This window comes from Pseudoxanthomonas sp. J31 (assembly GCF_000510725.1).
Lineage (GTDB): Bacteria > Pseudomonadota > Gammaproteobacteria > Xanthomonadales > Xanthomonadaceae > Pseudoxanthomonas.
In genome coordinates, this window is sequence record NZ_KI783312.1 from 73266 (window position 1) to 98416 (window position 25151).

Annotated in this window: 29 protein-coding genes; 18 read left to right on the forward strand and 11 right to left on the reverse strand. The window is 73.1% G+C overall.

What is annotated here, in order from left to right; all coding sequences use genetic code 11:
- Positions 1–32: 32 nt before the first annotated feature.
- The 4 genes from PSEJ31_RS0114495 to surE are packed head-to-tail and all read right to left on the reverse strand — an operon-like array spanning position 33 to position 2935.
- A complete protein-coding gene (locus tag PSEJ31_RS0114495; RefSeq protein WP_232211040.1) occupies positions 33–779 on the reverse strand; it encodes a peptidoglycan DD-metalloendopeptidase family protein in 747 nt (248 codons plus the stop codon).
- 56 nt (positions 780–835) lie between these two features.
- Positions 836–1450 (reverse strand): YqaA family protein, encoded by a 615-nt coding sequence (locus PSEJ31_RS0114500; RefSeq protein WP_019399868.1) that lies wholly within the window; start codon positions 1448–1450, stop codon positions 836–838.
- A gap of 4 nt (positions 1451–1454) precedes the next feature.
- Positions 1455–2144 (reverse strand): protein-L-isoaspartate(D-aspartate) O-methyltransferase, encoded by a 690-nt coding sequence (locus PSEJ31_RS0114505; RefSeq protein ID WP_028915864.1) that lies wholly within the window; start codon positions 2142–2144, stop codon positions 1455–1457.
- Positions 2141–2935, reverse strand: coding sequence for a 5'/3'-nucleotidase SurE (gene surE / locus PSEJ31_RS0114510; protein ID WP_019399866.1), 795 nt, complete (start codon positions 2933–2935; stop codon positions 2141–2143). The genes PSEJ31_RS0114505 and surE overlap by 4 nt, the downstream gene beginning before the upstream one ends.
- Positions 2936–3025: 90 nt before the next feature.
- On the opposite strand from surE, the gene PSEJ31_RS0114515 reads away from it, so the two are divergent.
- From PSEJ31_RS0114515 to PSEJ31_RS0114540, 6 genes are read left to right on the forward strand one after another with little or no spacing between them, the layout of a single operon-like run.
- Positions 3026–3553, forward strand: coding sequence for a Smr/MutS family protein (locus PSEJ31_RS0114515; protein WP_019399865.1), 528 nt, complete (start codon positions 3026–3028; stop codon positions 3551–3553).
- A 48-nt stretch (positions 3554–3601) separates the two neighbouring features.
- A complete protein-coding gene (lpxD, locus tag PSEJ31_RS0114520; protein WP_028915865.1) occupies positions 3602–4627 on the forward strand; it encodes a UDP-3-O-(3-hydroxymyristoyl)glucosamine N-acyltransferase in 1026 nt (341 codons plus the stop codon).
- The gene (fabZ, locus tag PSEJ31_RS0114525) at positions 4624–5082 is read left to right on the forward strand and encodes a 3-hydroxyacyl-ACP dehydratase FabZ (protein WP_019399863.1); all 459 of its coding nucleotides are present in this window, start codon (positions 4624–4626) and stop codon (positions 5080–5082) included. Before lpxD ends, fabZ begins: the two co-directional genes overlap by 4 nt.
- 13 nt (positions 5083–5095) lie before the next feature.
- Positions 5096–5884 carry an acyl-ACP--UDP-N-acetylglucosamine O-acyltransferase gene (gene lpxA / locus PSEJ31_RS0114530; protein WP_028915866.1) on the forward strand — a complete coding sequence of 263 codons (789 nt, stop codon included), beginning with the start codon at positions 5096–5098 and terminating at the stop codon, positions 5882–5884.
- A 5-nt stretch (positions 5885–5889) separates the two neighbouring features.
- Positions 5890–7092, forward strand: a complete 1203-nt coding sequence (lpxB, locus tag PSEJ31_RS0114535; RefSeq protein WP_232207945.1) for a lipid-A-disaccharide synthase — start codon at positions 5890–5892, stop codon at positions 7090–7092.
- A gap of 32 nt (positions 7093–7124) precedes the next feature.
- On the forward strand, positions 7125–7790 hold the full coding sequence (locus PSEJ31_RS0114540) for a ribonuclease HII (protein ID WP_232211041.1): 666 nt from the start codon (positions 7125–7127) through the stop codon (positions 7788–7790).
- Positions 7791–7855: 65 nt separating this feature from the next.
- Here the strand turns inward: PSEJ31_RS0114540 and PSEJ31_RS0114545 are convergent, their stop codons facing one another.
- Complete coding sequence (locus PSEJ31_RS0114545) at positions 7856–8335, reverse strand: peptidylprolyl isomerase (RefSeq protein ID WP_028915868.1); 480 nt, start codon at positions 8333–8335, stop codon at positions 7856–7858.
- A gap of 43 nt (positions 8336–8378) precedes the next feature.
- On the opposite strand from PSEJ31_RS0114545, the gene PSEJ31_RS0114550 reads away from it, so the two are divergent.
- Together PSEJ31_RS0114550 and PSEJ31_RS0114555 are read left to right on the forward strand one after the other, a co-directional pair.
- Complete coding sequence (locus PSEJ31_RS0114550; RefSeq protein ID WP_186828164.1) at positions 8379–8969, forward strand: C40 family peptidase; 591 nt, start codon at positions 8379–8381, stop codon at positions 8967–8969.
- Between the two features lie 105 nt (positions 8970–9074).
- Positions 9075–9851 carry a C40 family peptidase gene (locus tag PSEJ31_RS0114555; protein ID WP_019399857.1) on the forward strand — a complete coding sequence of 259 codons (777 nt, stop codon included), beginning with the start codon at positions 9075–9077 and terminating at the stop codon, positions 9849–9851.
- 141 nt (positions 9852–9992) lie between these two features.
- On the opposite strand, the gene PSEJ31_RS0114560 is transcribed toward PSEJ31_RS0114555, so the two are convergent.
- Entirely contained in the window at positions 9993–11267 is a 1275-nt protein-coding gene (locus PSEJ31_RS0114560; RefSeq protein WP_028915870.1) for a dicarboxylate/amino acid:cation symporter, read from the reverse strand.
- A gap of 201 nt (positions 11268–11468) precedes the next feature.
- Here PSEJ31_RS0114560 and PSEJ31_RS0114565 point away from each other — a divergent pair, with 201 nt between their 5' ends.
- Positions 11469–13163 carry an alkaline phosphatase gene (locus PSEJ31_RS0114565; protein WP_019399855.1) on the forward strand — a complete coding sequence of 565 codons (1695 nt, stop codon included), beginning with the start codon at positions 11469–11471 and terminating at the stop codon, positions 13161–13163.
- 72 nt (positions 13164–13235) lie between these two features.
- Here the strand turns inward: PSEJ31_RS0114565 and PSEJ31_RS0114570 are convergent, their stop codons facing one another.
- Positions 13236–13691 (reverse strand): CopD family protein, encoded by a 456-nt coding sequence (locus PSEJ31_RS0114570; protein ID WP_028915871.1) that lies wholly within the window; start codon positions 13689–13691, stop codon positions 13236–13238.
- A gap of 259 nt (positions 13692–13950) precedes the next feature.
- Here PSEJ31_RS0114570 and PSEJ31_RS0114575 point away from each other — a divergent pair, with 259 nt between their 5' ends.
- The gene (locus PSEJ31_RS0114575) at positions 13951–14541 is read left to right on the forward strand and encodes a class I SAM-dependent methyltransferase (RefSeq protein WP_028915872.1); all 591 of its coding nucleotides are present in this window, start codon (positions 13951–13953) and stop codon (positions 14539–14541) included.
- 3 nt (positions 14542–14544) lie between these two features.
- Here the strand turns inward: PSEJ31_RS0114575 and PSEJ31_RS0114580 are convergent, their stop codons facing one another.
- From PSEJ31_RS0114580 to pdxH, 3 genes are read right to left on the reverse strand one after another with little or no spacing between them, the layout of a single operon-like run.
- Positions 14545–15342: a helical backbone metal receptor gene (locus tag PSEJ31_RS0114580; RefSeq protein WP_019399853.1), complete on the reverse strand. Its 798-nt coding sequence runs from the start codon at positions 15340–15342 to the stop codon at positions 14545–14547.
- Positions 15342–15794, reverse strand: coding sequence for an aminoglycoside 6'-N-acetyltransferase (aac(6'), locus tag PSEJ31_RS0114585; protein WP_028915873.1), 453 nt, complete (start codon positions 15792–15794; stop codon positions 15342–15344). Before aac(6') ends, PSEJ31_RS0114580 begins: the two co-directional genes overlap by 1 nt.
- Positions 15791–16393: a pyridoxamine 5'-phosphate oxidase gene (gene pdxH / locus PSEJ31_RS0114590; protein WP_028915874.1), complete on the reverse strand. Its 603-nt coding sequence runs from the start codon at positions 16391–16393 to the stop codon at positions 15791–15793. The genes aac(6') and pdxH overlap by 4 nt, the downstream gene beginning before the upstream one ends.
- A gap of 39 nt (positions 16394–16432) precedes the next feature.
- On the opposite strand from pdxH, the gene PSEJ31_RS0114595 reads away from it, so the two are divergent.
- From PSEJ31_RS0114595 to hemE, 8 genes are all read left to right on the forward strand, one after another.
- A complete protein-coding gene (locus PSEJ31_RS0114595) occupies positions 16433–17257 on the forward strand; it encodes a kinase (RefSeq protein ID WP_028915875.1) in 825 nt (274 codons plus the stop codon).
- Positions 17258–17552: 295 nt separating this feature from the next.
- Positions 17553–19898, forward strand: coding sequence for a PAS domain-containing sensor histidine kinase (locus tag PSEJ31_RS16385; RefSeq protein WP_028915876.1), 2346 nt, complete (start codon positions 17553–17555; stop codon positions 19896–19898).
- A gap of 32 nt (positions 19899–19930) precedes the next feature.
- Complete coding sequence (locus tag PSEJ31_RS0114605) at positions 19931–20569, forward strand: response regulator (protein WP_028915877.1); 639 nt, start codon at positions 19931–19933, stop codon at positions 20567–20569.
- 316 nt (positions 20570–20885) lie between these two features.
- Positions 20886–21083, forward strand: coding sequence for a hypothetical protein (locus PSEJ31_RS17060; RefSeq protein ID WP_125165057.1), 198 nt, complete (start codon positions 20886–20888; stop codon positions 21081–21083).
- Positions 21084–21136: 53 nt separating this feature from the next.
- Positions 21137–21679, forward strand: coding sequence for a shikimate kinase (locus tag PSEJ31_RS0114615; protein WP_028915878.1), 543 nt, complete (start codon positions 21137–21139; stop codon positions 21677–21679).
- On the forward strand, positions 21676–22782 hold the full coding sequence (gene aroB / locus PSEJ31_RS0114620) for a 3-dehydroquinate synthase (RefSeq protein ID WP_028915879.1): 1107 nt from the start codon (positions 21676–21678) through the stop codon (positions 22780–22782). Before PSEJ31_RS0114615 ends, aroB begins: the two co-directional genes overlap by 4 nt.
- 57 nt (positions 22783–22839) lie before the next feature.
- Positions 22840–23100 carry a WGR domain-containing protein gene (locus PSEJ31_RS0114625; protein ID WP_019399844.1) on the forward strand — a complete coding sequence of 87 codons (261 nt, stop codon included), beginning with the start codon at positions 22840–22842 and terminating at the stop codon, positions 23098–23100.
- Between the two features lie 44 nt (positions 23101–23144).
- Complete coding sequence (gene hemE, locus PSEJ31_RS0114630; protein WP_028915880.1) at positions 23145–24209, forward strand: uroporphyrinogen decarboxylase; 1065 nt, start codon at positions 23145–23147, stop codon at positions 24207–24209.
- A 6-nt stretch (positions 24210–24215) separates the two neighbouring features.
- Here hemE and PSEJ31_RS0114635 read toward each other — a convergent pair whose 3' ends face one another.
- Positions 24216–25151: a hypothetical protein gene (locus PSEJ31_RS0114635; protein ID WP_125076071.1), complete on the reverse strand. Its 936-nt coding sequence runs from the start codon at positions 25149–25151 to the stop codon at positions 24216–24218.

Genomic DNA, 25151 nt, shown 5'->3' on the forward strand with positions numbered 1-25151 from the left:
GGGGATCCGCCCCTGCGTGCCAGCTGCGCCGGTTACCTCTTCGGCAGGTACAGCTGCGGATCGACCGGCTTGCCGTTGTAGCGGATCTCGAAATGCAGCTTGTCCCGGTCGGTGCCGGTACGGCCCATTTCCGCGATCTGCTGCCCGGCCTTCACCGCCTGGCCTTCGGCCACCAGGCGCTTGCGGTTGTGGCCGTAGGCCGACAGCCACTGCTCGTTGTGCTTGACGATGATCAGCTCGCCATAGCCGACCAGGCCGGCGCCGGAATACACCACCACGCCGTCGGCGGCGGCATTGACCGCCTGGCCGCTGCTGCCGGCGATGTCGATGCCCTGGCGGGTGGCATTGCCCTCGACGAAGGTGGCGATGACCACGCCCTGCGCCGGCCACTGCCAGCGGATGCCACTGGCCACCGGGGCCGCGGCCGGCCGCTGCGCGCCGGAGGTGCCGGTGGAGGCGGCCGGGGCCTGGGCCTGCGTCCGCGTCCCGCCGCTGCTGGCGGTGGTGCCGGAGGCGGCAGGCTTGCTGCTGCCGCTGCCGGCGCCCAGGGCCAGGCGCTGGCCTGGGTAGATGGTGTACGGCGGGGCCAGGTTGTTCCAGCGCGCCATGTCCGCCACCGTGGTGTTGTGGCGGCGGGCGATGGAATAAAGCGTGTCCCCGCGCTGGACCACCACGGACTTGCCGGGCTGGCCCTTCGAGGAGGCCGCGGCCTGCCCGGCGCTCGTGCCTCCGGACTGGGGCGTGCGCACCACGGTGCTCTTGGCGCAGGCGGCCAGCATGGCCAGCAGCACCAGCGCGGCCAGCAGGCGCGCGAACGGGGTCAGACCCTCGGGTTTCATGCGAACTTCGCCCTCCACACAAGCACGGCCACCGCGGCGGCGACCAGCGCGGTCGCGACCCACCCCAGCGGCTCGATCCAGCGCCGCAGCGCCTCGGCCGCGCGCGCGCCGCCGAAGCGGATCGCCGCCGCCAGCAGGTACACGCGCTTGCCGCGCCCGACCAGCATGCTCAGGAAATACGGCAGCAACGGCACCCCGACGATACCCGAGGCCCACGTGAAGACCTTCATCGGGATCGGCATGAACCCGCCCAGCACCAGGAACCAGAACACCGCCCAGGGCGACTCCACCATCTTCGCCTGGATCGTGGCGATGCCCTCCTCGATCTTCGAGAGCATGCCCATCCATTCCAGCAGCGGCTTGACCGCCTCGAAGGCGAAGTGGCCCAGGGCGTAGCCGACCATGGCGCCGGCCATCGAGCCGGCCAGGCTCAGGCTGGCGAACCGCCAGCCCCGCTTCGGCTGGGCCACGCACATCGGCGCCAGCATCACCTCCGGCATCACCGGGAAGAAGATGGCCTCGATGAAGCTGAGGACGGTCAGATAGGTCGGGGCGCGGGGATGGGCGGCCCAGCTCAGGGCGCGGTCGTAGAGGGGGCCGAATACCTGCATGCGCTCAGTCCAGGGTTCCTGCCAGCAGCGGCACGAACACCACCGGCGCCAGCGTCTGTTCTTCGATCGATCCATCCGGCCGCTTGGCCAGCCGCAGCAGCGACTGCGCCGAGGCGCCACCCACCGGCGCCACCAGGACGCCGCCTACCGCCAGCTGGTCCAGCAGCGCCTCGACCAGGGCCGGGGCGGCAGCGGTGACCAGGATCGCATCGTACGGGCCGTGCTCGGCCCAGCCCACCCGGCCGTCATCGTGCTTGCTGCGCACGTTCAGGCCCAGGGCGCGGAAGCGCCGGCGCGCCTGCCGCAGCAGTTCGCCGATGCGCTCGACCGTGTACACCTCCAGCCCCAGCGCGGCCAGGATCGCCGCCTGGTAGCCGGAACCGGTACCGATCTCCAGCACCCTCTTCGGCTGCGCCGCCAGGATCGCCTCGGTCATGCGCGCCACCACCCAGGGCTGGGAGATGGTCTGGCCGTGGCCGATCGGCAGCGCGGTGTCCTCGTAGGCGCGGCTGGCCAGGGCCTCGTCCACGAACAGGTGGCGCGGCACCACGCGCACCGCGTTGAGCACGTTCTCGTCGGTGATGCCGCCGTTGACGCCGCCCTCGCGCAGGCGCTGGACCAGGCGGTCGCGCACGCGCTGGGAGGTCATGCCGACCCCGACGGCCTCCGGCTGCAGGCGCAGGCGCGGGGTCACGCCGAGGCCTCCGGGTCGTTGCCTGCCAGCGCCGCGGTCAGGCCGCCGACCCAGCCGGCGACCTTCTCCAGCGCCTGGTAGCGGGTCAGGTCGACGTGGATCGGGGTGATCGAGATGTGCCCGGTGCGCACGGCGTGGAAGTCGGTGCCGGGGCCGGCGTCCTGTTCCGGGCCGGCCGGGCCGATCCAGTACACGGTGCGGCCGCGCGGATCGGGCTGGGCCACGCAGGCCTCGGCGCGGTGGCGGTTGCCCAGGCGGGTGACCTCGAAGCCGCGCAGCGCGTCCCAGGCCAGGTCCGGCACGTTGACGTTGAGGATGGTGTCGGCCGGCAGCGGGTCGGCCTTCAGCCGCGCCACGATCTCCACCGCCGCGCGCGCCGCGGTCTCGTAGTGCTTCGCCTCGTGGTTGCGCGTGTCCAGCGACACCGCCACCGCCGGCAGGCCGAGGAAGCGGCCTTCCATCGCCGCCGACACGGTGCCGGAATAGATGACGTCGTCGCCCAGGTTGGCGGTGTTGTTGATCCCGGAGACCACGATGTCCGGCTCGAACTCGAACATGCCGGTCAGGGCCAGGTGCACGCAGTCGGTCGGCGTACCGGCCACCGAGCAGGTGTAGTGGTCGAGCCGCTTGACCCGGATCGGCAGGTCCAGGGTGAGCGAATTGCTCGCGCCGGACCGGTCGCGGTCGGGCGCCACCACATAGACCTCGTGCCCCGCGTCGCGCAGCCCCTGGGCCAGGGCGTGGATGCCGGGGGCATCGACGCCATCGTCGTTGCTAACCAGTACGCGCATGGGCTTCCTCGAAAACGACCCGATGATACCGGAAGCGTCGCGCCCGTCGCCCGGCAGCGGTTCGCAGTGCGGCTGCGCTACCCTTCGCCAATGCACGAGGATGAAGACGATGCCGCCCTGTTCCGCGCCGCGGTCGGCAAGGTGGACCCGCTGCGGACCGACGCCGCGCCGCCGCCGGAACGGCCGCGGCCGCGTCCGGCCGTGCGCCGCGAGGACGACGGCGGCGACGCGCGCGGCATGGCCGGACTGCTCGCCGGGTCGCCGGATGCGGTGCTGTTGCGCGGCGATGCCAGCGCGTTCCGCCGCGAGCGGGTCAACGCGCGCGACTGGCAACGCCTGCGCCGCGGCCAGTTCGCCGCCCAGGACGAACTGGACCTGCACGGCGCCAGCGCGCTGGAGGCGGAGATGCTGGTGGCGCGCTTCCTGGCCGAATCGCTGGACGCCGGCTTCGGCTGCGTGCGCATCGTCCACGGCAAGGGCGGCGCCGGCGGCGTGCCGGTGCTGAAGAACCTGGTCGACCGCCTGCTGCGCCAGCGCGGCGAGGTGCTGGCCTTCCATTCCGCGCCGCCGGCCCAGGGCGGCACCGGCGCGCTGCTGGTGCTGCTGTCGCGGCGCTGAGCCCGGGGCGGAGCCGGGGCACTTGCCGGGGACGCTAGAATGCGCGCCATGGACCATCCCGAATTCACCGCCGCCGCCCTGGCCGAGCGCTTCTCGCTGCAGCTGCAGGGCGACGGCGCCACGCCCGTGCGCGGCGTCGCCACCCTCGCCAGCGCCGGCCCCGGCCAGCTGGCCTTCCTCGCCAACCCGCGCTACCGCGGCCAGCTCGCCACCACCGCCGCCGCGGTGGTGGTGGTGCGCGCCGAGGACGCCGGGGACGTACGCGGCACCGCGCTGATCGCGCGCGACCCGTACGTGGCCTTCGCCCGCATCTCCGCCCTGTTCGAGCGGGTGCCGGCGCGCGCGCCCGGCATCCATCCCAGCGCGGTGGTCGATCCGACCGCCGAGGTCTCGCCGGACGCGCATATCGGCCCGTTCGTCTCCATCGGCGCCCGGTCGAAGGTCGCCGCCGGCTGCGTGGTCGGCCCCGGCTGCGTGATCGGCGACGACTGCGAACTGGGCGAAGGCTGCGAGCTGCAGGCCCGGGTCACGCTGTACACCCGCGTGCGCCTGGGCAAGCGCGTGCGCATCCTCCCCGGCGCGGTGCTGGGCGCGGCCGGCTTCGGCCTGGCCATGGACGCCGGCCACTGGGTCAACGTGCCGCAGCTGGGCGGCGTGGTGGTCGGCGACGACTGCGAGATCGGCGCCAACAGCTGCATCGACCGCGGCGCGCTGGACGACACCGTCCTCGAGGAGGACGTGCGCATCGACAACCTGGTCCAGATCGGCCACAACGTGCGCATCGGCGCGCACACCGCCATGGCCGGCTGCTCGGCCGCGGCCGGCAGCGCGAAGATCGGCCGCTATTGCCTGGTCGGCGGCGGCGCCGGCATCCTCGGCCACCTCGAGGTGGCCGACAAGGTGCTGGTCACGGCCATGTCGCTGGTCACCCATTCCATTCGCGAGCCGGGCGAGTACTCCTCCGGCACCCCGCTAACCGACAACCGCACCTGGCGGAAGAACGCCGCCCGGTTCAAGCAACTGGACGCGCTGGCGCGCCGCGTCATCGCCTCCTCCCAGAGAAGCCCCGAATGAACGAAACCGTGCAGTTGCCCATCGACGTCACCACCATCCGGACGCTGATTCCGCACCGCTATCCGTTCCTCCTGGTCGACCGGGTCGACGAGCTGGACATCGAGGGCAAGCGCATCGTCTGCCGCAAGAACGTCTCGATCAACGAGCCCTACTTCCAGGGCCACTTCCCAGGCCAGCCGATCATGCCCGGCGTGCTGATCATCGAGGCCCTGGCCCAGGCCGGCGGCGTGCTGACCCAGCTGTCCATGGGCCGCGACGCGCAGTCCAAGCTGTTCTACATGGTCAAGGTCGAGAACGCCCGCTTCAGCAAGCAGGTGGTGCCCGGCGACGTGCTGGAGCTGCACGTGTGCGTCAAGCGCGTGATCCGCAACATGGCCGTGTACTACGGCGAAGCCAAGGTCGACGGCGAGGTAGTCGCATGCGCCGAGGTGCTGTGCGCCGGCACCCGCGAGTGACCAGGGAACTTCCATGAACGACAAGGCCCGGATCCATCCCACCGCCGTGATCGATCCCTCCGCCCGCCTGGGCGAGGGCGTCAGCGTCGGCGCCTACACCGTGATCGGCCCGGAGGTCGAAATCGGCGACGGCTGCCAGATCGGCCCGCACTGCAGCTTCACCGGGCCCACCCGGATCGGCCGCGAGAACCGCTTCATCGGCCATTGCGCGATCGGCGGCGAACCGCAGGACAAGAAGTTCGCCGGCGAGCGCACCGAGCTGGTGATCGGCGACCGCAACGTGTTCCGCGAGTTCGTCACCGTCAACCGCGGCACCGGCGGCGGCGGCGGCGTCACCCGCATCGGCAACGACAACTGGCTGCTGGCCTACAGCCACGTCGCCCACGACTGCATCGTCGGCAACAACTGCGTGTTCTCCAACAACACCACCCTGGCCGGCCACGTCACCGTGGGCGACTGGGTGATCATCAGCGGCTTCGCCGGTGCCCACCAGTTCTGCCGCATCGGCGCCCACGCCTTCCTCGGCATGGGCGCGCTGGTCAACGGCGACGTGCCGCCGTTCACCATGGTCGGCGGCAACTCGCTGGGGCGCCCGCGCGGCATCAACAGCGAGGGCCTCAAGCGCCGCGGCTTCGCGCCCGAGCGCATCGCCGCGATCAAGCGCGCCTACCGCACCCTGTACGTGGCCGGGCTGCCGCTGGCCGAGGCCCGCGAGCAGCTCGGCGTGCAGGCCCAGGCCAGCGACGACGTGCGCCAGCTGCTTGAGTTCATCGACGGCGGCGAGCGTCCCCTGCTGCGCTGATGGCCATGCCCGCGCCCGCCCCCGCAGTCCGCACCCGCGGCGGCCTGGCCCCGCGGATCCTGCTGGTCGCCGGCGAAGCCTCCGGCGACGGCCTCGGCGCCGGCCTGGTCGAGGCCCTGCGCCGGCGCTACCCGGACGCCAGGTTCGCCGGGATCGGCGGCGACGCCATGCGCCGCGCCGGCGTGGAGACCTGGTACGACGCCAGCGAGCTGGCGGTGATGGGCCTGGCCGAGGTGCTGCGCCACCTGCCGCGGCTGCTGAAGCTGCGTGGCGAGCTGCGCAGCCGCGGCCTGGCCTGGGGCCCGGACGTGGTCGTGGGCATCGACGCCCCGGACTTCAACCTCGGCCTGGAGCGCTGGTTCCGCCAGCGCGGCGTACCGGCCGTGCACTACGTCAGCCCCTCGGTCTGGGCCTGGCGCGAGAAGCGCGCCGGGAAGATCGGCGCCAGCGCCGACCGCGTGCTGTGCCTGTTCCCGATGGAGCCGGCGATCTACGCCCGCCATGGCGTGGACGCGCGCTTCGTCGGCCACCCGATGGCCGACGCCATGCCGCTGCACCCGGACCGTGCCGGCGCCCGCGCGCGCCTGGGCCTGCCAGTGGACGCGCCGGTACTGGCGGTGCTGCCGGGCAGCCGCCTCGGGGAGATCGGCCGCCTGGGCGACACCTTCCTGCGCGCGGCCTGGCAGGTCAGCGAGGTGCTCAAGCCGCTGCACGTGGCGATCCCGGCCGCCAACGCCGCCGGCCGCGAACTGCTCCAGCAGCAGCTGCGGCGCTCGCCGCTGCGCTCCAGCCACACCCACCTGTTCGACGGCCGCGCGCGCGACGTGCTCGCCGCCGCCGACGTGGTCCTGCTGGCCTCCGGCACCGCCACCCTGGAGGCCATGCTGTCCAAGCGGCCAATGGTGGTCGGCTATCGCGTCTCGCCGCTGACCTACCGCATCGTCAAGGCGCTGGGCCTGCTCAAGGTCGAGCGCTACGCCCTGCCCAACGTGCTGGCGGGCAAGGACCTGGCCCCGGAACTGATGCAGGACGACTGCACCCCCGACGCGCTGGCGGCGGCGGTGCTGCACTGGTTCAACCAGCCGGACGCGATCCAGGCGCTGCTGCCGGAGTACGAACGCCTGCACCGGGAATTGCGCCGCGATGCCTCGGCCTCGGCGGCCGACGCCATCGCCGAGCTGCTCGGCGGCCACGGGGGCGCGGCATGAGCCGGCGCGCCCTGCGCGTGGCCCGCAGCTTCATGCCCGAGGGGGCCGACGGCGGGCTGTTCCCGATCGACCGCAGGCAGCTGCGCGTGGCCGGCGTGGACGAGGCCGGGCGCGGCCCGCTGGCCGGCCCGGTGGCGGTGGCCGCGGTGGTGCTGGATCCGCGCCGGCGCATCCGCGGCCTGGACGATTCCAAGAAGCTCAGCCACGCCCAGCGCGAGGACCTGTACCCGCGCATCGTCGAGCGCGCCCTGGCCTGGCACGTGGAGCTGGTCCCGGTCGAGGAGATCGACCGCCTGAACATCCTGCAGGCGACCCTGGAGGGCATGCGCCGCTGCGTGCTGGCGCTGGGCGAACACGCGCAGCTGGCGCGGATCGACGGCAACATGCTGCCGCGCTCGCTGCCGTGCATGGCCGAGGCGATCGTCGGGGGCGACGCCCTGGAGCCGGCGATCATGGCCGCCTCGATCCTGGCCAAGGTCAGCCGCGACCGGCTGATGTGCCAGCTGCACGAGGAATTCCCGGTCTACGGCTTCCACGAGCACAAGGGCTACGCCACCCCCGCGCACCTGGCGGCGCTGGCCAGCCACGGCCCCTGCGTGCACCACCGCCGCAGCTTCGCGCCGGTGCGGCAGGCGGCCGGCGAACAGGTCCCGGCCCCGGCCGAGGCCGTCCAGCCCGGCGACCTGGCGCTGGCCTGACCCCTGCGGCCCGGCCGCGCGGCAAACGAAACGGCCCGCGTGAGCGGGCCGTTTGCATGTGGCGCTTAGTGGTGGTGGCCGCCGTCGCCGTGCACGTGCCCGTGCTCGACCTCCTCGGCGCTGGCCTCGCGCACCTCGACGATCTCCACGTCGAAGTGCAGGTCCTTGCCCGCCATCGGGTGGTTGAGGTCCACGTCCACCACGCTGTGGCCGACCTTGTGCACGGTCACCGCGCGCGGGCCGAAGTTGGTCTGCAGCACCACCTGCATGCCCGGGGCCAGCCTGGTATTGCCGAAGTGCTTCTTCGGGATGCGCTGGGTCAGGCCCTCGCGGCGCTCGCCGTAGGCCTCGGCCGCCGGGACGTCGACGCTGAAGCTGTCGCCGGCCTGCTTGTCCATCATCGCCTGCTCCAGGCCGGGGATGATGTTGCCGTGCCCGATGAGGATCGCGATCGGCTCACGCTCCTTCGAGCTCTCCAGCGGCTCCTGGCCGACCTCGGAGACGGTGTAGTGGAAACGGACGACGCGGTCTTTTTCGATCTTCATGCGGAACTCGGTGTGGCTGCCGGCGGCAGCAGGGGTGGGCGGCTTGCCGGCCGCGGGAACCGCGGCCATGATGGCCGCCGTGAGGAAAGCCCCGCATTATCCCGTCCCCATCCCCTCGTTGCCAGCCGTGGCATGGGGTGCCCTGGCGGCGGTGGTGCTGCTTGCCGCCGGCTGCGGCGGCGGCAAGACCACCCGCCCTTCCGCGCAGGCCCCGGTGCAAAGCCGCCACTGGCCGCAGGTCGCCCCGGCCAACCCGGCGGCGGCCAATGCCGTGGTCCTGCGCGCCCTGAGCCTGGTCGGCACCCCGTACCGCTACGGTGGCAACACCCCGGAGAGCGGTTTCGACTGCAGCGGGCTGGTCAACTACGTCTACCGCGACATGCTGGACCTGCGCCTGCCGCGCACCTCGCGCGAACTGGCCGAGGTCCAGGGCCCGCGGATCGCCCCGGAAAAGCTGGCCGCCGGCGACCTGGTGTTCTTCGGCAGCGGGCGCCAGGTCAACCACGTGGGCATCTACGTCGGCGAAGGCCGCTTCGTCCACGCCCCCACCAGCGGCGGCACCGTCCGCCTGGACCACCTGGACGGCTACTACTGGCGCGACCACTACAGCGGTGCGCGGCGGGTGTTGCGTTGAAACGTGACGCCTATTGGAACGATTCACGGGATTTTAACTTTTTGTGAACATCAACCCGGCGTGAAGCCGGCATCATCCCCCCGGTCCTTTTTTCGTAACGACCGCGTGACGACCGAAGCCCGCGCCCTGCGCACTCCTGCCGCCACCCAGGCCCGCTCCCGCGCGCGCCTGCTGTTCCTGCTGTGCACCGTCCTGCCGGTCGCGCCGGCCATGGCCGCGCCCGAGCCGGCGCCGGTGGAGCCGGAGCCGCTGGCCCCGGCCACGATCCTGGAAGTGCCCGCCCCCGTGCCCCAGGCCGTACCGGCCACGGCGGCGGTGCCTGCCGTGGCGGCCGCGCCGCAGGCCGGCGGCCTGCGCGGCAAGGCCGACGCCGCGGCCAGCGCCACCCTGGCGGTGCTGCTGCCGCACCTGTCGCGCAACGACGGCATGCTGCTGGACCGTTCGGCGAATTTCGCCGGCGACGTCAACCGCCTGCTCAACCAGGAGGGCGAACAGGCCGGCGGCAAGCTGGAGCAGGTGGTCAAGGCGGCCATGGGCCTGCTAGGGACCCCGTACCGCTGGGGCGGCTCCGGCCCGGACGGCTTCGACTGCAGCGGCCTGGTCAGCTACGTGTTCCGCAACGCCCTGGGCATCGAACTGCCGCGCGCCTCGCGCGACATGGCGACCCGCTCCGACGGCAAGCTGATCCGCAGCCGCGACGAACTGAACCCCGGCGACCTGGTGTTCTTCGGCGCCCGCGGCCGCATCAACCACGTCGGCATCTACGTCGGCAGCGGCCAGTTCCTGCATGCGCCCAGCCGCGGCAAGGACGTGCGCGTGGACAGCCTGGCCTCCGGCTACTGGGGCAGCCGCTTCGTGCAGGCGCGCCGGGTCGAGATCTGACCCATCCCGCACCGCCGTTCCAGCGAAGGCCGCCGCAAGGCGGCCTTCGCCGTTTCCGGACCCGTTCCGCCCTGGCGCGCGCCAGGTACCGCCCGGCACCAATCCCCGGCCTGCGCCGGCAGCGCCGCCAGGCCCGGGGCGCTAGTCGCGCACCTCGGTGGGCTCGATCCCGACGTTGCTGGAAGCCCGTTCGTACACCTGGCGGTCCAGCAGCCCGGTTTCCTTGGCCACCAGCACCGGCACCAGCATCTGCCCGGTGACGTTGGTCATCGTCCGCATCATGTCCAGCACCCGGTCGATCGCCACAAGCAGGGCGATGCCCTCCAGCGGCAGCCCGGCGGCGCTGAGCACCAGGGTCACCATCACGATCGCCGTGCCCGGCACCCCGGCGGTGCCGAAGCTGCCCAGCACCGAGGCCAGCAGGATCACGAAGTACTGGTTGGCGCTCAGGTCCAGGCCGAAGTACTGGGCCACGAACACGCTGGTCAGGGCCGGGTAGATCGCGCCGCAGCCGTCCATCTTGATGCTCGCGCCCAGCGGCACGGCGAAGGCGGCGTAGTCCTTGTCCACGCCCAGGTTGTGGGTGGCGCAGCGCATCGCCACCGGCATCGAGGCGAAGCTGGAGGAACTGACGAAGGCCACCTGCATGCCCGCGGCCGCGCCGCGGAAGAACTTCAGCGGATTGAGTCCATGCGCCAGCAGCAGGCCGCCGTAGCCCAGCACGATGTGCAGGGCGCAGGCCAGGTACAGGGCGAACACGAAGGTGCCCAGCGGCAGCAGCTTCTCGAACCCGTAGCTGCCGACCAGTCCGGCGATCAGGCCGAAGGTACCCAGCGGGGTCATCTCCAGCACGAAGCGGGTGACCTGGACCATGGCGTCGCTGGCCTCGCCCACCAGCGCGCGCAGGCGCGCGGTCTTCTCGCCCAGCTTGACCAGGGCGAAGCCCAGCAGGCCGGCGAAGAAGATCACCTGCAGGATCTTGCCCTCGGCCAGGGCCTTGAACGGGTTGGTCGGGACCACGTCCAGCAGCACCTGCACCGGGGTCGGCACCTCGCGCGGGGTGTAGTCGGCCGGCATCTCCAGCCCGCTCAGCCCGGTGCCGGGCTTGAGCACCAGGCCCACCGCCAGGCCCACGCACACCGCCAGCGCCGCGGTGGCGGCGAACCAGGCGAAGGTGCGCCCCCCCAGCGCCGCCACCGACTTCTGGCCGTGCAGCGAGGCCACCGCGTTGACCACCGCGAACAGCACCAGCGGCACCGCGATCATGCGGATCAGGTTGACGTAGACCGTGCCCAGCGGGCCCAGCCAGGTCTGCGCCGCCGGGCCCAGCAGCCAGCCGGCCAGGGCGCCGAGCACGAAGCCGCCGAGCACGCGCTGCCAGAAGGGAATGGCCAGCCAGGCCTTGACCAGGTTCATCTGCAATCCGGGATGCTGCAATGGCGGAACGATACCCGGATGCAACCGGGCTGGCGATGCTGCCACTGGAACGCCGATATGTCATAGGCACGACATTGGCAACGTCCGATAATGCGCGCCCCACCCACCACGCACGCACCGTGGCCGTGGCCGCGCCAGCGCGGACCTGGCGCGGCCGCCTGCGCCGATTCCGGACCCGCAATGCCCCGTCATACCCGCGCCCTGCCCCTGGCCCTGCTCTCCGCCCTGCTGCCCGCCGCCTGCGCCAGCACCCCGCCCACGGCTCCTGCGCCGGCCAGCGCACCGCGGGTGCAGGTTCCGGCCATCGCCCATCCCGATGGCGAGACCCCGCAGTGGTGGTACCGCAACGGCGCCGCGGCCGCCGCGGCCAATGGCGCCATGTCGGGCAAGGCGAAGAACGTCATCCTGTTCCTCGGCGACGGCATGAGCCTGACCACGGTGGCCGCCGCGCGCATCCTCGAGGGCCAGCGCAAGGGCGGCCCGGGCGAGGAGAACCTGCTGAGCTGGGAGCGTTTCCCGCACACCGCCTTCAGCAAGACCTACAACGTCGACGCGCAGACGCCGGACTCGGCCGGCACCATGACCGCCATCACCACCGGCGTGAAGACCCACATGGGCGCGATCGGCGTGTCCGCCGGCAAGCGCAACGACTGCGCCGACAGCCTCGGCAAGCAGCGCCTGACCTGGCTGCACCTGGCCGACGCCGCGGGCATGGCCACCGGCATCGTCAGCACCGCGCGCCTGACCCACGCCACCCCGGCCGCGACCTGGGCGCACGCGCCCGACCGCAACTGGGAAAACGACGCGGCCATGCCGGCCGAGGCCCATGCCCAGGGCTGCATCGACATCGCCCGGCAGATGGTCTCCACCCCGTACGGCCCCGGCCCGAAGGTGATGCTCGGCGGCGGCCGCGGCCAGTTCCTGCCGGCCGGCACGCCCGACCCCGAATACCCGGACAAGACCGGCCTGCGCCGCGACGGCCGCGACCTGGTCGCCGAATGGAAGGCCGCCCACCCCGGCGGCGTGTACGTGTGGAACCGGCAGCAGCTGCAAGCCGCGGCCGACGCCCCGGCGGTGCTGGGCCTGTTCGAGCACGACCACATGCAGTTCGAGCACGAGAAGGACCGCGCCGCCGAGCCCACCCTGGCCGAGCTGACCGCCGAGGCGATCCGGCGCCTGTCGCGCGAGCCGGGCGGCTTCGTGCTGATGGTCGAGGGCGCGCGCATCGACCACGCCAACCACAACGGCAACGCCTTCCGCGCCCTGGACGAGACCGTGGCCCTGTCCGAGGCCGTGCGCGTGGCTGCGGAAATGACCTCGCCCGAGGACACCCTGATCCTGGTCACCGCCGACCATTCGCACTCGCTGAACTTCGTCGGCTACCCGGCCCGCGGCAACCCGATCCTCGACAAGGTCCGCGACGCGCCCGGCGAGGACGGCAAGCCCGGCGCCTACGCCCTGGACAACACCGGCCTGCCCTACACCACCCTCAGCTATGCCAACGGCCCCGGCCACACCGGCGCCAGCAACCGCCAGCCGGCCGGTCCGAAGACCTATCCGCACACCCCCTCGTCCTCGCAGCCGGCGCAGGGCCGCCCCGACCTGACCCAGGTCGACACCACCCATCCGGACTACATGCAGGAGGCGCTGGTGCCGCTGAAGTCCGAATCGCACGGCGGCGAAGACGTGGGCATCTGGGCACGCGGCCCGGGCAGCGAGGCGGTGCGCGGCACCCTCGAGCAGAACACGATCTTCCACCTGATCGTGCAGGCCACCCCGAAGCTGCGCGAGCGCCTGTGCGCCGCCGGCACCTGCGACGCCAACGGCGTGCCGGTGGAACTGCCGCAGCCGGAGCAGTTCCGCCGCAAGGACTGAGCCGGAAAACGCGACGGGCCGCTTCCTGCGAAGCGGCCCGCCTGCTTTGCGGGTGTCCGGTCCGGGACCGGCTCAGAACGGCTTGGCCAGCACCAGCCAGACGATGGCCAGCAGCACCAGCACCGGCAGTTCGTTGAACACCCGCAGCGCGCGCGCCGAGGCCAGCGGCTTGCCGGCGGCGGCGTTCTTCAGCCAGCGCCCGGTGAGCACGTAATAGACCACCAGCAGCACGACCAGGGCCAGCTTGGCGTGCAGCCAGCCGGCCGGCGAACCGACCATGGTGGGGAAGCCGCCGACCACGCGGTGGCCCAGCCACAACACCAGGCCGGCGACGAAGGCCAGCCCGAACATGTTGTGGCCGAAGCGGTACAGGCGGCGCCCCATCAGCAGCAGGCGCGCGCGCACCGCCGCCTGGTCGCCGGCCTCGGCCACGTTGACCAGGATCCGCGGCAGGTAGAACACCGACGACATCCAGGCCACCACGAACAGGATGTGGAAGGACTTCACCCAGAGATAGGCCGAATACATGCGCGTCACCTGCGGTTGGAATGCGCGGATTGTCGGCCATCGCGCGCGTGGCGTCGAACCCGGTGCGTGGCGCGGCATATGGGCTCCGGCCTTGCCGGGGATCCGCCTGCCGGAAGCCGCCGGACCTGCCATCGGCGGGTGTCGCGGGACCGGAACCCCTAAACTGCGGCGCCTGGCGCAAGCGGCGACGGCGACTGCCACGCCCGGTCCCGTCGCTTCGGATTCCGCCTGCGCCCCTCCCCGCCACGCTCCCGAACCCATGACCAAGACCTACGACCGCGCCTACTTCGACCGCTGGTACCGGCAGCACCACATCCAGGACCCGCGCCGGCTCGAGCGCAAGGTGGCGCTGGCGGTGGCCACTGCCGAGTACTACCTGGAGCGCCCCATCCGCACGGTGCTGGACATCGGCTGCGGCGAAGGCGCCTGGCGCGCGCCGCTGCTGAAGCTGCGGCCGAAGGCCAGCTACCTGGGCTTCGATTCCAGCGAGTACGCCGTCGCCCGCCACGGCGCACGCCGCAACCTGCACCTGGCCCGCTTCGGCGATTTCGAATGGCTGCGCCCGTGCGCGCCGGTGGACCTGCTGGTGTGCGCGGACGTGATCCACTACCTGCCCACGCGCGAGCTCGGCCGGGGCCTGCCCGGCCTGGCCGAGCTGTGCGGCGGCGTGGCCTTCCTCGAGGCGTTCACCGCCGAGGACGAGTTCGAGGGCGATACCGAGGGCTTCCAGCCGCGCAAGGCCAGCTGGTACCGCAGGAAGTTCCAGCAGGCCGGACTGACCCCGGTCGGTTCCTACTGCTGGCTGGGCCCGCGCATGGCGGCCACTGCCGCCGCACTGGAGCGCGGCTGAGGCTCAGCCGGCGCAGCGCCGCGCCCAGGCATCGAGCACCGCCTCGATCGCCGCCAGGCCATCGGTCAGCGCAGCCGGCCCCGGCTGCAGGACCAGCGGCGAGCGGATCTCGTGCAGCTCGCCGTCGCGCACCGCCGGGATCGCATCCCAGCCCGGGCGCGCGGCGACCTTGTCCGGACGGAACTTCTTGCCGCACCAGGAGCCGAGGATGATGTCCGGCGCGCGCGCCACCACCACCGCCGGATCGGCCAGGATGCGGTCGCGCGCCAGCGGCTGCGCGGACAGCTCCGGGAAGACGTCCTCGCCGCCGGCGATGCGCACCAGCTCCGCCACCCACTGGATGCCGGTGATCAGCGGCTCGTCCCATTCCTCGAAGTAGACGCGCGGCCGCACGCCCCGCTGCTGCGCGCGTTCGCGCGCCGCATCCAGGCCGCGCCGCAGCTCGCCGGCCCAGGCGTCGGCCTTTGCCGCGGCACCGACCAGGGCACCGAGGCGGCGGATGTAGTCGAGGATGCCGTCGACGCTGCGGTGGTTGGCGATCCAGACTTCCACGCCACGCCGCACCAGCTCGGCGGCGATGTCGGCCTGGATGTCGGAGAAGCCGATCGCAAGATCCGGCCTGAGCGCCAGGATCGCCTCGACCCTGGCGCTGGTGAATGCGCTGACCTTGGGCTTCTCGCGCCGCGCCTGCGGCGGGCGCACGGTGAAGCCGCTGATGCCGACGATGCGGTCCTGCTCGCCCAGCGCGTAAAGGGTTTCCGTCGGCTCCTCGGTGAGGCAGACGATGCGGCGCGGCCCCATCACCCCACCCGCTTGCGGAAGTACACCACCCGCTCGGTCTCGACGAAGCCGCAGGCGCGGTGTGCGGCGTGGCTGGCGGTGTTGTCCAGCAGCGCGTCGGAAGCCAGCTCGGTGCAGCCCAGCGCGCGCGTCCAGCCTTCCACCGCGCGCAGCAGGGCGCGGCCCACGCCACGGCCACGCCAAGCCGGCGCCACGTACCAGGCCTCGAGGAAGCCCACCGGTGAACTGGTGGTGCCGTTGACGTAGTCGTGCCGCAGCGAGGCCTCGGCCAGGCCCACCAGTTCGCCGCCGACCTCGGCCACGAACATCCCGCCGTCGGCCGCGTGCAGCAGGTCGGAGGCCTCGCTGGCCAGCAGTTCCGGGTCCACCTCCGGCCACAGCGCAGCGCGCATCCCCGCCCATGCCGGCAGGTCGGCCTTGCGCGGCGGGCGCACGCGCAGCTGCAGGTTCATGGCTGCAGCATCCGCTTGGACCAGGCGCCGTCCCCGCCGCGCTCGTAGCTCCAGCGCTCGTGCAGGCGGAAGCCGGCGCCGTACCAGAACTCGAACGAACGCGGCACCACCCGGAACCCGCTCCAGCCCGGCGGGCGCGGCACCGGGCCGTCGCGGAAGCGCGCCTCGGCCTCGGCCAGCGCGGCCTCGAACTCGGCGCGCGAGCCCAGGGTCTGCGACTGCCGCGAAGCCCAGGCGCCAAGCTGGCTCATGCGCGGGCGGCTGGCGAAATAGGCATCGGCCTCGGCAGCGTCCACCTGGCCGACCTCGCCTTCGATGCGCACCTGCACGCCCGCCTCGCGCAGGTGCCGCCACAGGAACAGCAGCGCGGCGTGCGGGTTGGCGCGCAGGTCGCGGCCCTTGGGGCTGTCCAGGTGGGTGTAGAACACGAAGCCACGCTCGTCGTGGGCCTTGAGCAGCACCGTGCGCGCGTGGGGCCAGCCCTGGGCGTCGGCGGTGGCCACGGTCATCGCATTGGGATCGGCCATGCCGCTGGCGCGCGCCTCCTCCAGCAGTTGTCCGAAGGTCTGCAGGGCCTCGGCGTACAGCGGATCGGTCATGGCGGCTCCATGCGCGGCAGGGGCCGGTATTGTGGCGCCATGGACAGCGACGCGCACACCGCAGGCTTCCCCGCAGCCCGGGTCCGCGCCGTGCTGGCCTCGGTGCCCGCGCGCCCGGGCCTGCAGGTGCTGGGGATCAGCGGCCTGCAGGGCAGCGGCAAGTCCACCCTGGCCGCGCAGGTGGTGGCGGAGGCCGCCGCCGCCGGGCTGTCCGCCGCCTGCCTGTCGCTGGACGACGTCTACCTGGACCGCGCCGCGCGCCAGCGCCTGGCGGCTGGGGTACACCCGCTGCTGGCCACCCGCGGCCCGCCCGGCACCCACGACCTGGCCCTGGCGCTGGCCACGATCGACGCCCTGCGCGCCGGTCGCACGGTGCCGCTGCCGCGCTTCGACAAGCTGGCCGACGACCGCCTGCCGGCGGAGCGCTGGCCGCGCCCGCAACGACCGCTGGACCTGCTGGTGCTGGAGGGCTGGTGCCTGGGCGTGCCCGCCGAGGACAACGCCGCGCTGGTGGAGCCGGTCAACGCGCTGGAGGCGCGCGAGGACCCGGACGGCACCTGGCGCCGCTACTGCAACACCGCGCTGGCACGCGACTACCCGGCGCTGTGGGCGCGGCTGGACCGGCTGTGGTTCCTGCAGCCGCCGGACTTCCAGGCCGTGTACGCGTGGCGCTGGCAGCAGGAACAGGCGCTGCAGGCCACCAGCGGCCGCCGCGGCATGGACCGCCCGGCGCTGGAGCGCTTCGTCCAGCACTACGAGCGGGTCAGCCGCCAGGCCCTGCGCACCCTGCCCGGCCTGGCCGACGCGGTGCTCCGGCTCGACCACGCCCGCCGCGTTAAGGATGCGCCCGCGCCGGCAGCGTAGATTGGCCACCGGGCGGCCTGTCCAATTTCGGATTCGTCTGATGGTCGCGTATGCGCGGGGCGCGGGACATTCCTGCCCCATGGGGGAACGGAGCGGTAGCACGGAGCTGGGCCAGCCCGTCGGGCGCCACGGTGCCGGCTGTCCGTCGTGCCGTCCCGCGTCCCCACTGTCCTGGCCGCCCCCTGCCGGAAACGCCCACTCCCCCGGGGCATCCACGATGGCGGCCCGTCCGGGCCCGAGGGCCCGGACGCCTTTTCCCCGCAGCTGCCGCCTGGCCCTCGCCGGCACCGCCCTGATGCCCGGCCCGGTGCTGGCGGCAACGGCGTCCAGCAATACCCCCATCCTCGCCCTTGGCTGCGTCCTCGCCGGCCTGCTTGCCGGCGTGCTGGCGACCCTCGGCTGGCTGGCCTGGCGCCGCCAGCGCCAGCGCCTGCCGGGACTGCCGGACGCGACCGCGCTGCTGGAGGCCGTGCCCTGCGTGGCTTTCCTCAAGGATGGCGACGGTCGCTACCTGGCCGTGAACCAGGCCTTCGAAGCCCACTACCACTGCCGGCGCGAGGACGTGCTCGGCCGCACCCTGGCCACCTCGCGGCAGGTGCACGGCAAGGACGCGGAGGTGCTGATGCAGGCCGAGAGCCGCCTGCACCAGTCCGGCGAGCCGGTCGCCTGCGAGATCGACCACAGCGGCCCCGACGCGGCGCGCAAGCTGCGCCTGCGCCTGCACCCGGTGCGCGGCCGCCACGGCGTCAGCGCGCTGCTGGGCACCCTGGCCGACGTCACCGACCTGTACGAGGCACGCCGCGCCACCGAGGCCGCCACCCATACCGCCGGCACCTTCCTGTCGCTGGTCAGCCACGAGATCCGCACGCCGATCGCCGGCGCCCTGGGCATCGTCGAACTGCTCGCGCACACCCCGCTCAACCAGGAGCAGGTGCACATGCTGGGCATGCTCGAGGAATCGGTGGAAAGCCTGCTGGAGATCATGGGCGACATCCTCGATTTCTCCCGCCTGCAGGCCGGCGAGCTGCAGCTGGACCAGGGCACGTTCGACCTGCGCGACCTGCTGGACGACGTGGTCGCCGCGGCCGCCGCGCCCGCCGCCGAGAAGGGCCTGCGCCTGCATGCCAGCGCCGACCGCCGCCTGGCCGCGGCCTACCGCGGCGACGCCGGGCGCCTGCGCCAGGTATTGGCCTACCTGCTGGCCAGCGCAGTGCGCGCCAGCGGCGGCGGCCAGGTGGAGCTGCAGGCCGAAGTGCTGGCCGATGCCGGCGACGTCCAGCGCCTGCGCCTGTCGGTATCCGACTCCGGCGATGGCGGTGGCGCGCTGCCGATGCCCGCCACCGGCGCTCCGCGCCGCGATGACACCGCGCGTCCCGGCGGCCTGGCGCTGGGCCTGGCGATCTGCCACCACCTGGTCCGGCTGATGCGCGGCGAACTGCTGCTGTCGCGGGTCGAGGGCGAAGGCGGGCTGGCCTGCCTGGAACTGGAACTGCCGGTGGAACGCCCGCGCATGCCGCTGCCCGAGCTGAGCGGGCGGGTGGCGCTGGCCTGCACCCGCGATCCGCGCACCGGCCACGCCCTGGCCCAGGGCCTGGCCGCGCTGGGCCTGCAGCCGCTGGAGGCCACCCCTTCGGGCGTGGAGCAGCTGCATGCCGGCGATGCCGACCTGTTCCTGGTCGACGCGCCGCTGGTACGCGACGGACGCCTGCCGCCGGGCGTGGCCCATGTCTGCCTGCAGGATCCGCGCGAGCCGGCAAATGCCCCGGAAGGCTGCGTGGTGCTGCCGGTGGCGCCGCTGCTGTCGCGCAACCTGGAACGCGCCTGCCGCGCCGCGCTGGCGCTGCCGGAGCCGGAAGCGGCCGGGGTCGCGCCGGTGAGCCGGGCGGCGGTGCGCATCCTGGTTGCCGAGGACCACCCGATCAACCGCGCGGTGATCTCGCGCCAGCTGCAGCGCCTGGGCTACCCGCACGAGGTGGTCGACGACGGCCGCGCGGCGCTGGAGGCGCTGGCGGCGCGGCACTACGACCTGCTGATCACCGATTGCCACATGCCGGAAGTGGACGGCTACGCCCTGGTCCGGCAGTTGCGCCAGGACGAGCGCGAGCGCGGCCTGGCGCGGATCCCGGTCATCGCCCTGTCCGCCAGCGTCCTGCCCGGGCACGTGGGCAAGTGCATGGAGGCCGGGATGGACGATTTCCTGGCCAAGCCGGTGCAGCTGCACGAACTGGAACTGAAGCTGGCGCGCCACCTGCACGTGGCCCCGGTCCCGGCCGAACCGGCGGCCGAGCCGCAGCCGGCCGTCGGCAGCGCGGCCTACCGCCAGCTGGCGCTGCTGATGGACGCGTTCGGCTCGGTGCGCCAGGTGCGCGAGATCCTGCACGGGCTGCTGGAAACCTGCCGCGCCGACCTGGAGGCTCTGGACCAGGCGCTCGCGCGCGGCGACACTCGTACCCAGTCCGAACTGCTGCACCGCATTTCCGGATCGCTACGGCTGGTCGGCGAACCGCCCGGGGGAGGCGCCCCGGCGGCGCCGGCCACGCCGGCCGCGCGGCGCGAAGCGGTGCTTCGCCACGTGCGCTGGCTGGAGGAACTGCTGCAAAGCCTCGGCCCGCCCGGGCCCGCACTCGCGGCGCGCCGCTGAAGGCGCCACGACCACGGAAAGGTCCGCCCCGAATGAACAAGCTGCGCATCATCCTTGCCGACGACCATCCGGTGGTCCGCGCCGGACTGCGCCTGCTGCTGGAATCCAGCGCGGGCGCCGAGGTCGTGGCCGAGGCCGGCAGTCCGGGCGCGCTGTTCCAGGCCCTCGGCCAGGCCGAGGCCGACCTGCTGCTGACCGACTTCATCATGCCCGGCGGCGACGGTGCCGACGGCCTGGCCATGCTCTCGCGCCTGCGCGCGCACTGGCCGCAGCTGCCGGTGGTGGTGCTGACCATGGCCAACAACGGCAACGTGCTGCAGGCGATCCTCGGCACCGGGGTGCGCGGCCTGCTGGACAAGTCCGACGCGCTGTCCGAGCTGACCGTGGCGATCAGCGCGGTGGCCAACGGACGCCGCTACGTCGGCGCCGGCGTGCGCGCCGCCCTGGACGCGCACCTGCGCAGCGACGCCGGCACGACGCCGCTGTCGCGGCGCGAAACCGAGGTCCTGCGCCTGTTCGCCTCGGGCATGACGGTCTCGGAGATCGCCCGCCACCTCAACCGCAGCGTCAAGACCATCAGCCACCAGAAGGTCGGCGCGATGAACAAGCTGGGCCTGCACAACGACCTGGAGATCTACGCCTACGCCCGCGAGAACGGCCTGATCCCCTGAGCCAGGCCCGCGGCACCGCAGCCGTGCGCACCACCGCGCCCGGCGTGGCCCCGCGCCCGCCGCGGCCCACGCGCGGACGCTGACGACACCGGATCCGCCCCTCCCCCGGGGCATGCACAGAGCAATGGACAGCCACATGGACGAATGCTTCCCCGCCCCCGCCTTCGCGCCGCGCAAACATCCTTTGCGAGGATTCGCATGGAACGACGACGCAGTTCCCAGTCATCCTCCCGCCATGGACACGGACTCGGCCCTTGCACTGCTCGCGTCGCGGCCTCGCCCCCACTCCGTGCCGGCCCCGCCAGGCGTGCCCCCCGTGCACGACTGGGAAAGCCTGCTTCCGGAAGCGGTCGCGATCGCCTGGAAACGCGACCCTGAAACGATGGGGCACTTGCTGGCGGCGCTGCTGGCACAGCACCTGGCAGGCCACGGCGAAAGCCTCGATACCACCCTGGACGAACTGCACCTGATGATCGCAATGGAACTGCAGGCACTGGCCGGCTACCCGGACTAGCCGCGCGCCTTCGTTTCAGCCGTGACCGAGCGCCTTTGCTAGCATCGGTCGCCATGAATCCAGCCCCCAACCTCGTGCTCGTCGGCCCGATGGGCGCCGGCAAGTCGTCGATCGGCCGCCGCCTGGCGGACCGCTTCGGCCTGCAGTTCGTCGACGCCGACAGCTACCTGGAACAGCGCACCGGCGCCAGCATCAGCGCGATCTTCGACCACGTCGGCGAAGCCGGCTTCCGCGAGCGCGAAAGCGCGGTGCTGGCCGAGCTGCTGGCCGGCAACGGGCTGCTGGTGGCCACCGGCGGCGGCGCGGTGCTCGCCGCCGGCAACCGCCAGCTGATGCGCGAGCGCGGCTTCGTGGTCTACCTGTGCGCGGGCGTGGAATCGCAGCTCAAGCGGCTGGCGCGCGATCGCAGCCGGCCGCTGCTGCAGCGCGGCGACCGCGAGCAGGTGCTGCGCGGGCTGGCGGCCGCGCGCGAGCCGCTGTACCGCGAAGTCGCCGACCTGGTGATGGACACCGACGGCCTCACCGCGGTCGAGGCCGCCACCCGCCTGGCGCTGCGCCTGGCCGAGTCGTGGACCATCAGCGGGGTCGCCGCATGAGCGCCGCGCGCACGGTCCAGGTCGGCGGCAGCCATCCCTACGCGATCAGCATCGGCCCGGGCCTGCTGCAGGACGGCACGGCGCTGGCCACGCACGCGCGCGGCCGCCACGTGCTGCTGGTCAGCGACAGCCAGGTCGCGCCGCTGTACGCGGCCGGCGTGGAAGCGGCGCTGCGCGCCGCGCGCCCGGAGCTGGCGATCGCCACCCACGTGATCCCGGCCGGCGAATCGCACAAGACCCTCGCCACGCTCGCCGGCGTGTTCGACGCACTGGCCGCGCTGGGCGCGACCCGCGACGCGGCGGTGTTCGCACTTGGCGGCGGCGTGGTCGGCGACCTGGCCGGCTTCGCCGCGGCCTGCTGGATGCGCGGCGTGGACTGCGTGCAGCTGCCGACCACCTTGCTGTCGATGGTCGACTCCTCGGTCGGCGGCAAGACCGCGGTCGACATCCCGCAGGGCAAGAACCTGGTCGGCGCCTTCCATCCGCCGCGCGCGGTGGTGGCCGACACCGCCGCCCTGCGCACCCTGCCGCCGCGCGAGCTGCGTGCCGGGCTGGCCGAGGTGGTCAAGTACGGCGCCCTCGGCGACCCGCTGTTCTTCCAGTGGCTGGAAGCGCAGCGCGACGCCCTGCTGGCCGGCGACGACCATGCCCTGGCCGAGGCCATCGCCCGCAGCTGCGAGCACAAGGCGGCGATCGTCGAGCGCGATCCGCTGGAGAAGGGCGAGCGCGCCCTGCTCAACCTGGGCCACACCTTCGGCCATGCGATCGAGGCCGAGCAGGGCTATTCCGGCGGCGGCAGCGCGGCGCTGGTGCACGGCGAGGCGGTCGCGGTCGGCATGGTGCTGGCCGCGCGCATGTCGGCGGCGCTGGGCCTGGCTCCGGACGAGGACACCGCGCGCCTGGCAAGGCTGCTGGAGGCGCTGGGCCTGCCGACCCGGATCCCGGCCGGGCTGGAGCCGGAAGCGCTGCTGGCGCGCATGCGCCTGGACAAGAAGAACGTGGCCGGGCGCCTGCGCCTGGTGCTGTGGCGCGGGATCGGCCGCGCCGAGGTGGTCCCGGAGGTGGACGAGGCCGCGGTCCTGGCCCTGCTGCGGGACGGCTGAGGCCGGCTGCCGGGCCTTGCGCGGACGCCGGCCCGGCACCGGCTACAATCCGGTCCCATGCGCATCCTCCTGCAGCAGCGCCCGGCGCCGGGCGAAGCCCCCCGTTACCTGCAGCTGACCCTGCAGCCGGACCTGTTCGGCGGCTGGGAACTGCTGCGCGAAAGCGGCCAGATCGGCGGCAAGTCGCAACTGCGGCGCGAGCAGTACCTGCTCCAGGACGAAGCCATCGCCGCCTTCGAGAAGGCCCGCGACGCCCAGATCAAGCGCGGCTTCCAGGTGATGTTCGTCAGCGGCGCCGACGCCCCGCGGCGGGCCTGAGCGCGCCTCCCTCCTTCCCGCACCAAGGTTCCGAAGTGTCCGAAATCCTCGCCAACGACCGCCTGCTGCGCGCCCTGCGCCGGCAGCCCGTGGACCGCACCCCCGTGTGGCTGATGCGCCAGGCCGGCCGCTACCTGCCCGAGTACCGCGCCACCCGCGCCGCCGCCGGCAGCTTCCTGGCCATGGCCAAGACCCCGGAACTGGCCTGCGAGGTCACCCTGCAGCCGCTGCGCCGCTTCCCGCTGGACGCGGCGATCCTGTTCTCGGACATCCTCACCGTGCCCGACGCCATGGGCCTGGGCCTGTACTTCGCCGAGGGCGAGGGCCCGAAGTTCGAGCGGCCGGTGCGCGACGAGGCCGACGTGGCCCGCCTGGCGGTGCCGGACATGGAGACCGAACTGCGCTACGTGATGGACGCGGTGCGCGTGATCCGCCGCGAGCTTGCCGGCGCGGTGCCGCTGATCGGCTTCTCCGGCAGCCCCTGGACCCTGGCCTGCTACATGGTCGAGGGCGGCGGCAGCGACAACTACGCGAAGATCAAGGCCATGGCCTTCAACCGCCCGGAGCTGCTGCACAAGCTGCTGGGCGTGGTCACCGACGCGGTCATCGCCTACCTGGCCGCGCAGCGCGCCGCCGGCGCGCAGGCGCTGCAGGTATTCGACACCTGGGGCGGCGTGCTCTCGCCGACGCTGTACCGCCAGTTCTCCCTGCCCTACCTGCAGCGCATCGCGCGCGAGCTGCAGCGCGGCGTGGGCGAGGACCGCACCCCGCTGATCCTGTTCGGCAAGGGCAACGCGCCATACCTGGAGGCGCTGGCCGCCACCGGCACCGACGCGGTGGGCGTGGACTGGCTCGTGGACCTGGGCGAGGCCGCGCGCCGCACCGGCGGCCAGGTCGCGCTGCAGGGCAACCTCGACCCGGCCACCCTGTACGCCAGTCCGGAGGTCATCGCCCGCGAGGCCGCGCGCGTGCTGGACAGCTATGCCGAGGGCAACGGCGGCTCGCGCGAGGGCCACGTGTTCAACCTCGGCCATGGCATGTCGCCGGACATGGACCCGGAGCACGTGCTGGCCCTGGTCGAGGCGGTGCACGCGCACAGCGCACGCTGACCGGCCTCAGCCGGTGCCGCGGCTGCGCAGCCGCGGCCGCCCCAACGACGGCGCCTTGGGCGCAGCGCGGCGGTCGGCCGGCGCCAGGTACTCGATCCGGATCTCGCGCAGGTGCGGCGGCACCTGCGGCTCGATCGCCTCCGGCGCGACGCAGCCCGGGTACACGGCCGCGGCCAGTGCGGCGGCCAGCTCGCCGGCACGCGCCGCTTCCTGGTGCAGGACCTGCGCAGCGTCGACCAGCGCCACCGCGCTCGGCGCCGCGGCTGTGTCGCCGCGATAGCTGGCCAGTACCGGCGGCGCTTCCGGATCCGGCAGCACGTCGACCAGCTCCACCCGCTGTGGCAGCCAGCAGGCCCCGGTGCTGCGGATGCGCAGCTGCGCCGACACCTCGCCCATGAACTCCCGCACCCGCTCCAGCAGCTGCTCCGGCGGCACCCTCGCCGGGGCGCTGGCGCGCGCCTTGACCAGGTAAAGGTTGCGGGCGAACAGCAACATCACCGAACCCAGCCGCTGGCGCGGGTATGCCACCGCTACCGCCCGTGCCGGCTCGCGCCCGCGGCCATCCTCGCCGGGCAGTTCGAGCGCCTGCAGCGCTTCGGCGTGCGCGGGCGAGCCCAGGCTGTGGCCGGCCTGCAGCATCTGCCCACGCTCGTGCGCGGCCAGCTCGTCCAGCCGGTAGGCGGCGGCCGGTCCGGCCGGGTAGACGTACAGGTCCAGCCAGGAGTCAGCGGACACGTAGCGCACCGAAACCCCCAGCCCCTGGTCCGGGTAGCGGGTTTCCCCGCTCGCCTTCCATTCCCCGACCTGCAGCGGGTAGAGCACCCGGGTCTGGGTGATCAGCCCGCCCAGCAGCGGCGGCGGTGCGCTTTCCGCGGTGGCCGCGCCCGGCGCCCAGGCCAGCAGCGCCGCCAGCACGCCCCGCGCCGGCCAGCGCCCGCGCAT

Bases quoted from the DNA above. Each gene is read 5' to 3' on its own strand.
- PSEJ31_RS0114575 (WP_028915872.1), top strand. From the start codon at position 13,951: ATGACCAAGACCTACGACCGCGCCTACTTCGACCGCTGGTACCGGCAG.
- PSEJ31_RS0114635 (WP_125076071.1), bottom strand. From the start codon at position 25,151: ATGCGCGGGCGCTGGCCGGCGCGGGGCGTGCTGGCGGCGCTGCTGGCC.
- PSEJ31_RS16385 (WP_028915876.1), top strand. From the start codon at position 17,553: ATGCCCGGCCCGGTGCTGGCGGCAACGGCGTCCAGCAATACCCCCATC.
- pdxH (WP_028915874.1), bottom strand. From the start codon at position 16,393: ATGACCGATCCGCTGTACGCCGAGGCCCTGCAGACCTTCGGACAACTG.
- fabZ (WP_019399863.1), top strand. From the start codon at position 4,624: ATGAACGAAACCGTGCAGTTGCCCATCGACGTCACCACCATCCGGACG.
- surE (WP_019399866.1), bottom strand. From the start codon at position 2,935: ATGCGCGTACTGGTTAGCAACGACGATGGCGTCGATGCCCCCGGCATC.
- lpxA (WP_028915866.1), top strand. From the start codon at position 5,096: ATGAACGACAAGGCCCGGATCCATCCCACCGCCGTGATCGATCCCTCC.
- lpxB (WP_232207945.1), top strand. From the start codon at position 5,890: ATGCCCGCGCCCGCCCCCGCAGTCCGCACCCGCGGCGGCCTGGCCCCG.
- PSEJ31_RS0114540 (WP_232211041.1), top strand. From the start codon at position 7,125: ATGCCCGAGGGGGCCGACGGCGGGCTGTTCCCGATCGACCGCAGGCAG.
- lpxD (WP_028915865.1), top strand. From the start codon at position 3,602: ATGGACCATCCCGAATTCACCGCCGCCGCCCTGGCCGAGCGCTTCTCG.
- PSEJ31_RS0114605 (WP_028915877.1), top strand. From the start codon at position 19,931: ATGAACAAGCTGCGCATCATCCTTGCCGACGACCATCCGGTGGTCCGC.
- PSEJ31_RS0114595 (WP_028915875.1), top strand. From the start codon at position 16,433: ATGGACAGCGACGCGCACACCGCAGGCTTCCCCGCAGCCCGGGTCCGC.
- PSEJ31_RS0114570 (WP_028915871.1), bottom strand. From the start codon at position 13,691: ATGTATTCGGCCTATCTCTGGGTGAAGTCCTTCCACATCCTGTTCGTG.
- aroB (WP_028915879.1), top strand. From the start codon at position 21,676: ATGAGCGCCGCGCGCACGGTCCAGGTCGGCGGCAGCCATCCCTACGCG.
- PSEJ31_RS0114565 (WP_019399855.1), top strand. From the start codon at position 11,469: ATGCCCCGTCATACCCGCGCCCTGCCCCTGGCCCTGCTCTCCGCCCTG.
- PSEJ31_RS0114560 (WP_028915870.1), bottom strand. From the start codon at position 11,267: ATGAACCTGGTCAAGGCCTGGCTGGCCATTCCCTTCTGGCAGCGCGTG.
- PSEJ31_RS0114495 (WP_232211040.1), bottom strand. From the start codon at position 779: ATGCTGGCCGCCTGCGCCAAGAGCACCGTGGTGCGCACGCCCCAGTCC.
- PSEJ31_RS0114500 (WP_019399868.1), bottom strand. From the start codon at position 1,450: ATGCAGGTATTCGGCCCCCTCTACGACCGCGCCCTGAGCTGGGCCGCC.
- PSEJ31_RS0114580 (WP_019399853.1), bottom strand. From the start codon at position 15,342: ATGGGGCCGCGCCGCATCGTCTGCCTCACCGAGGAGCCGACGGAAACC.
- PSEJ31_RS0114625 (WP_019399844.1), top strand. From the start codon at position 22,840: ATGCGCATCCTCCTGCAGCAGCGCCCGGCGCCGGGCGAAGCCCCCCGT.
- PSEJ31_RS0114545 (WP_028915868.1), bottom strand. From the start codon at position 8,335: ATGAAGATCGAAAAAGACCGCGTCGTCCGTTTCCACTACACCGTCTCC.
- PSEJ31_RS0114515 (WP_019399865.1), top strand. From the start codon at position 3,026: ATGCACGAGGATGAAGACGATGCCGCCCTGTTCCGCGCCGCGGTCGGC.
- PSEJ31_RS0114615 (WP_028915878.1), top strand. From the start codon at position 21,137: ATGAATCCAGCCCCCAACCTCGTGCTCGTCGGCCCGATGGGCGCCGGC.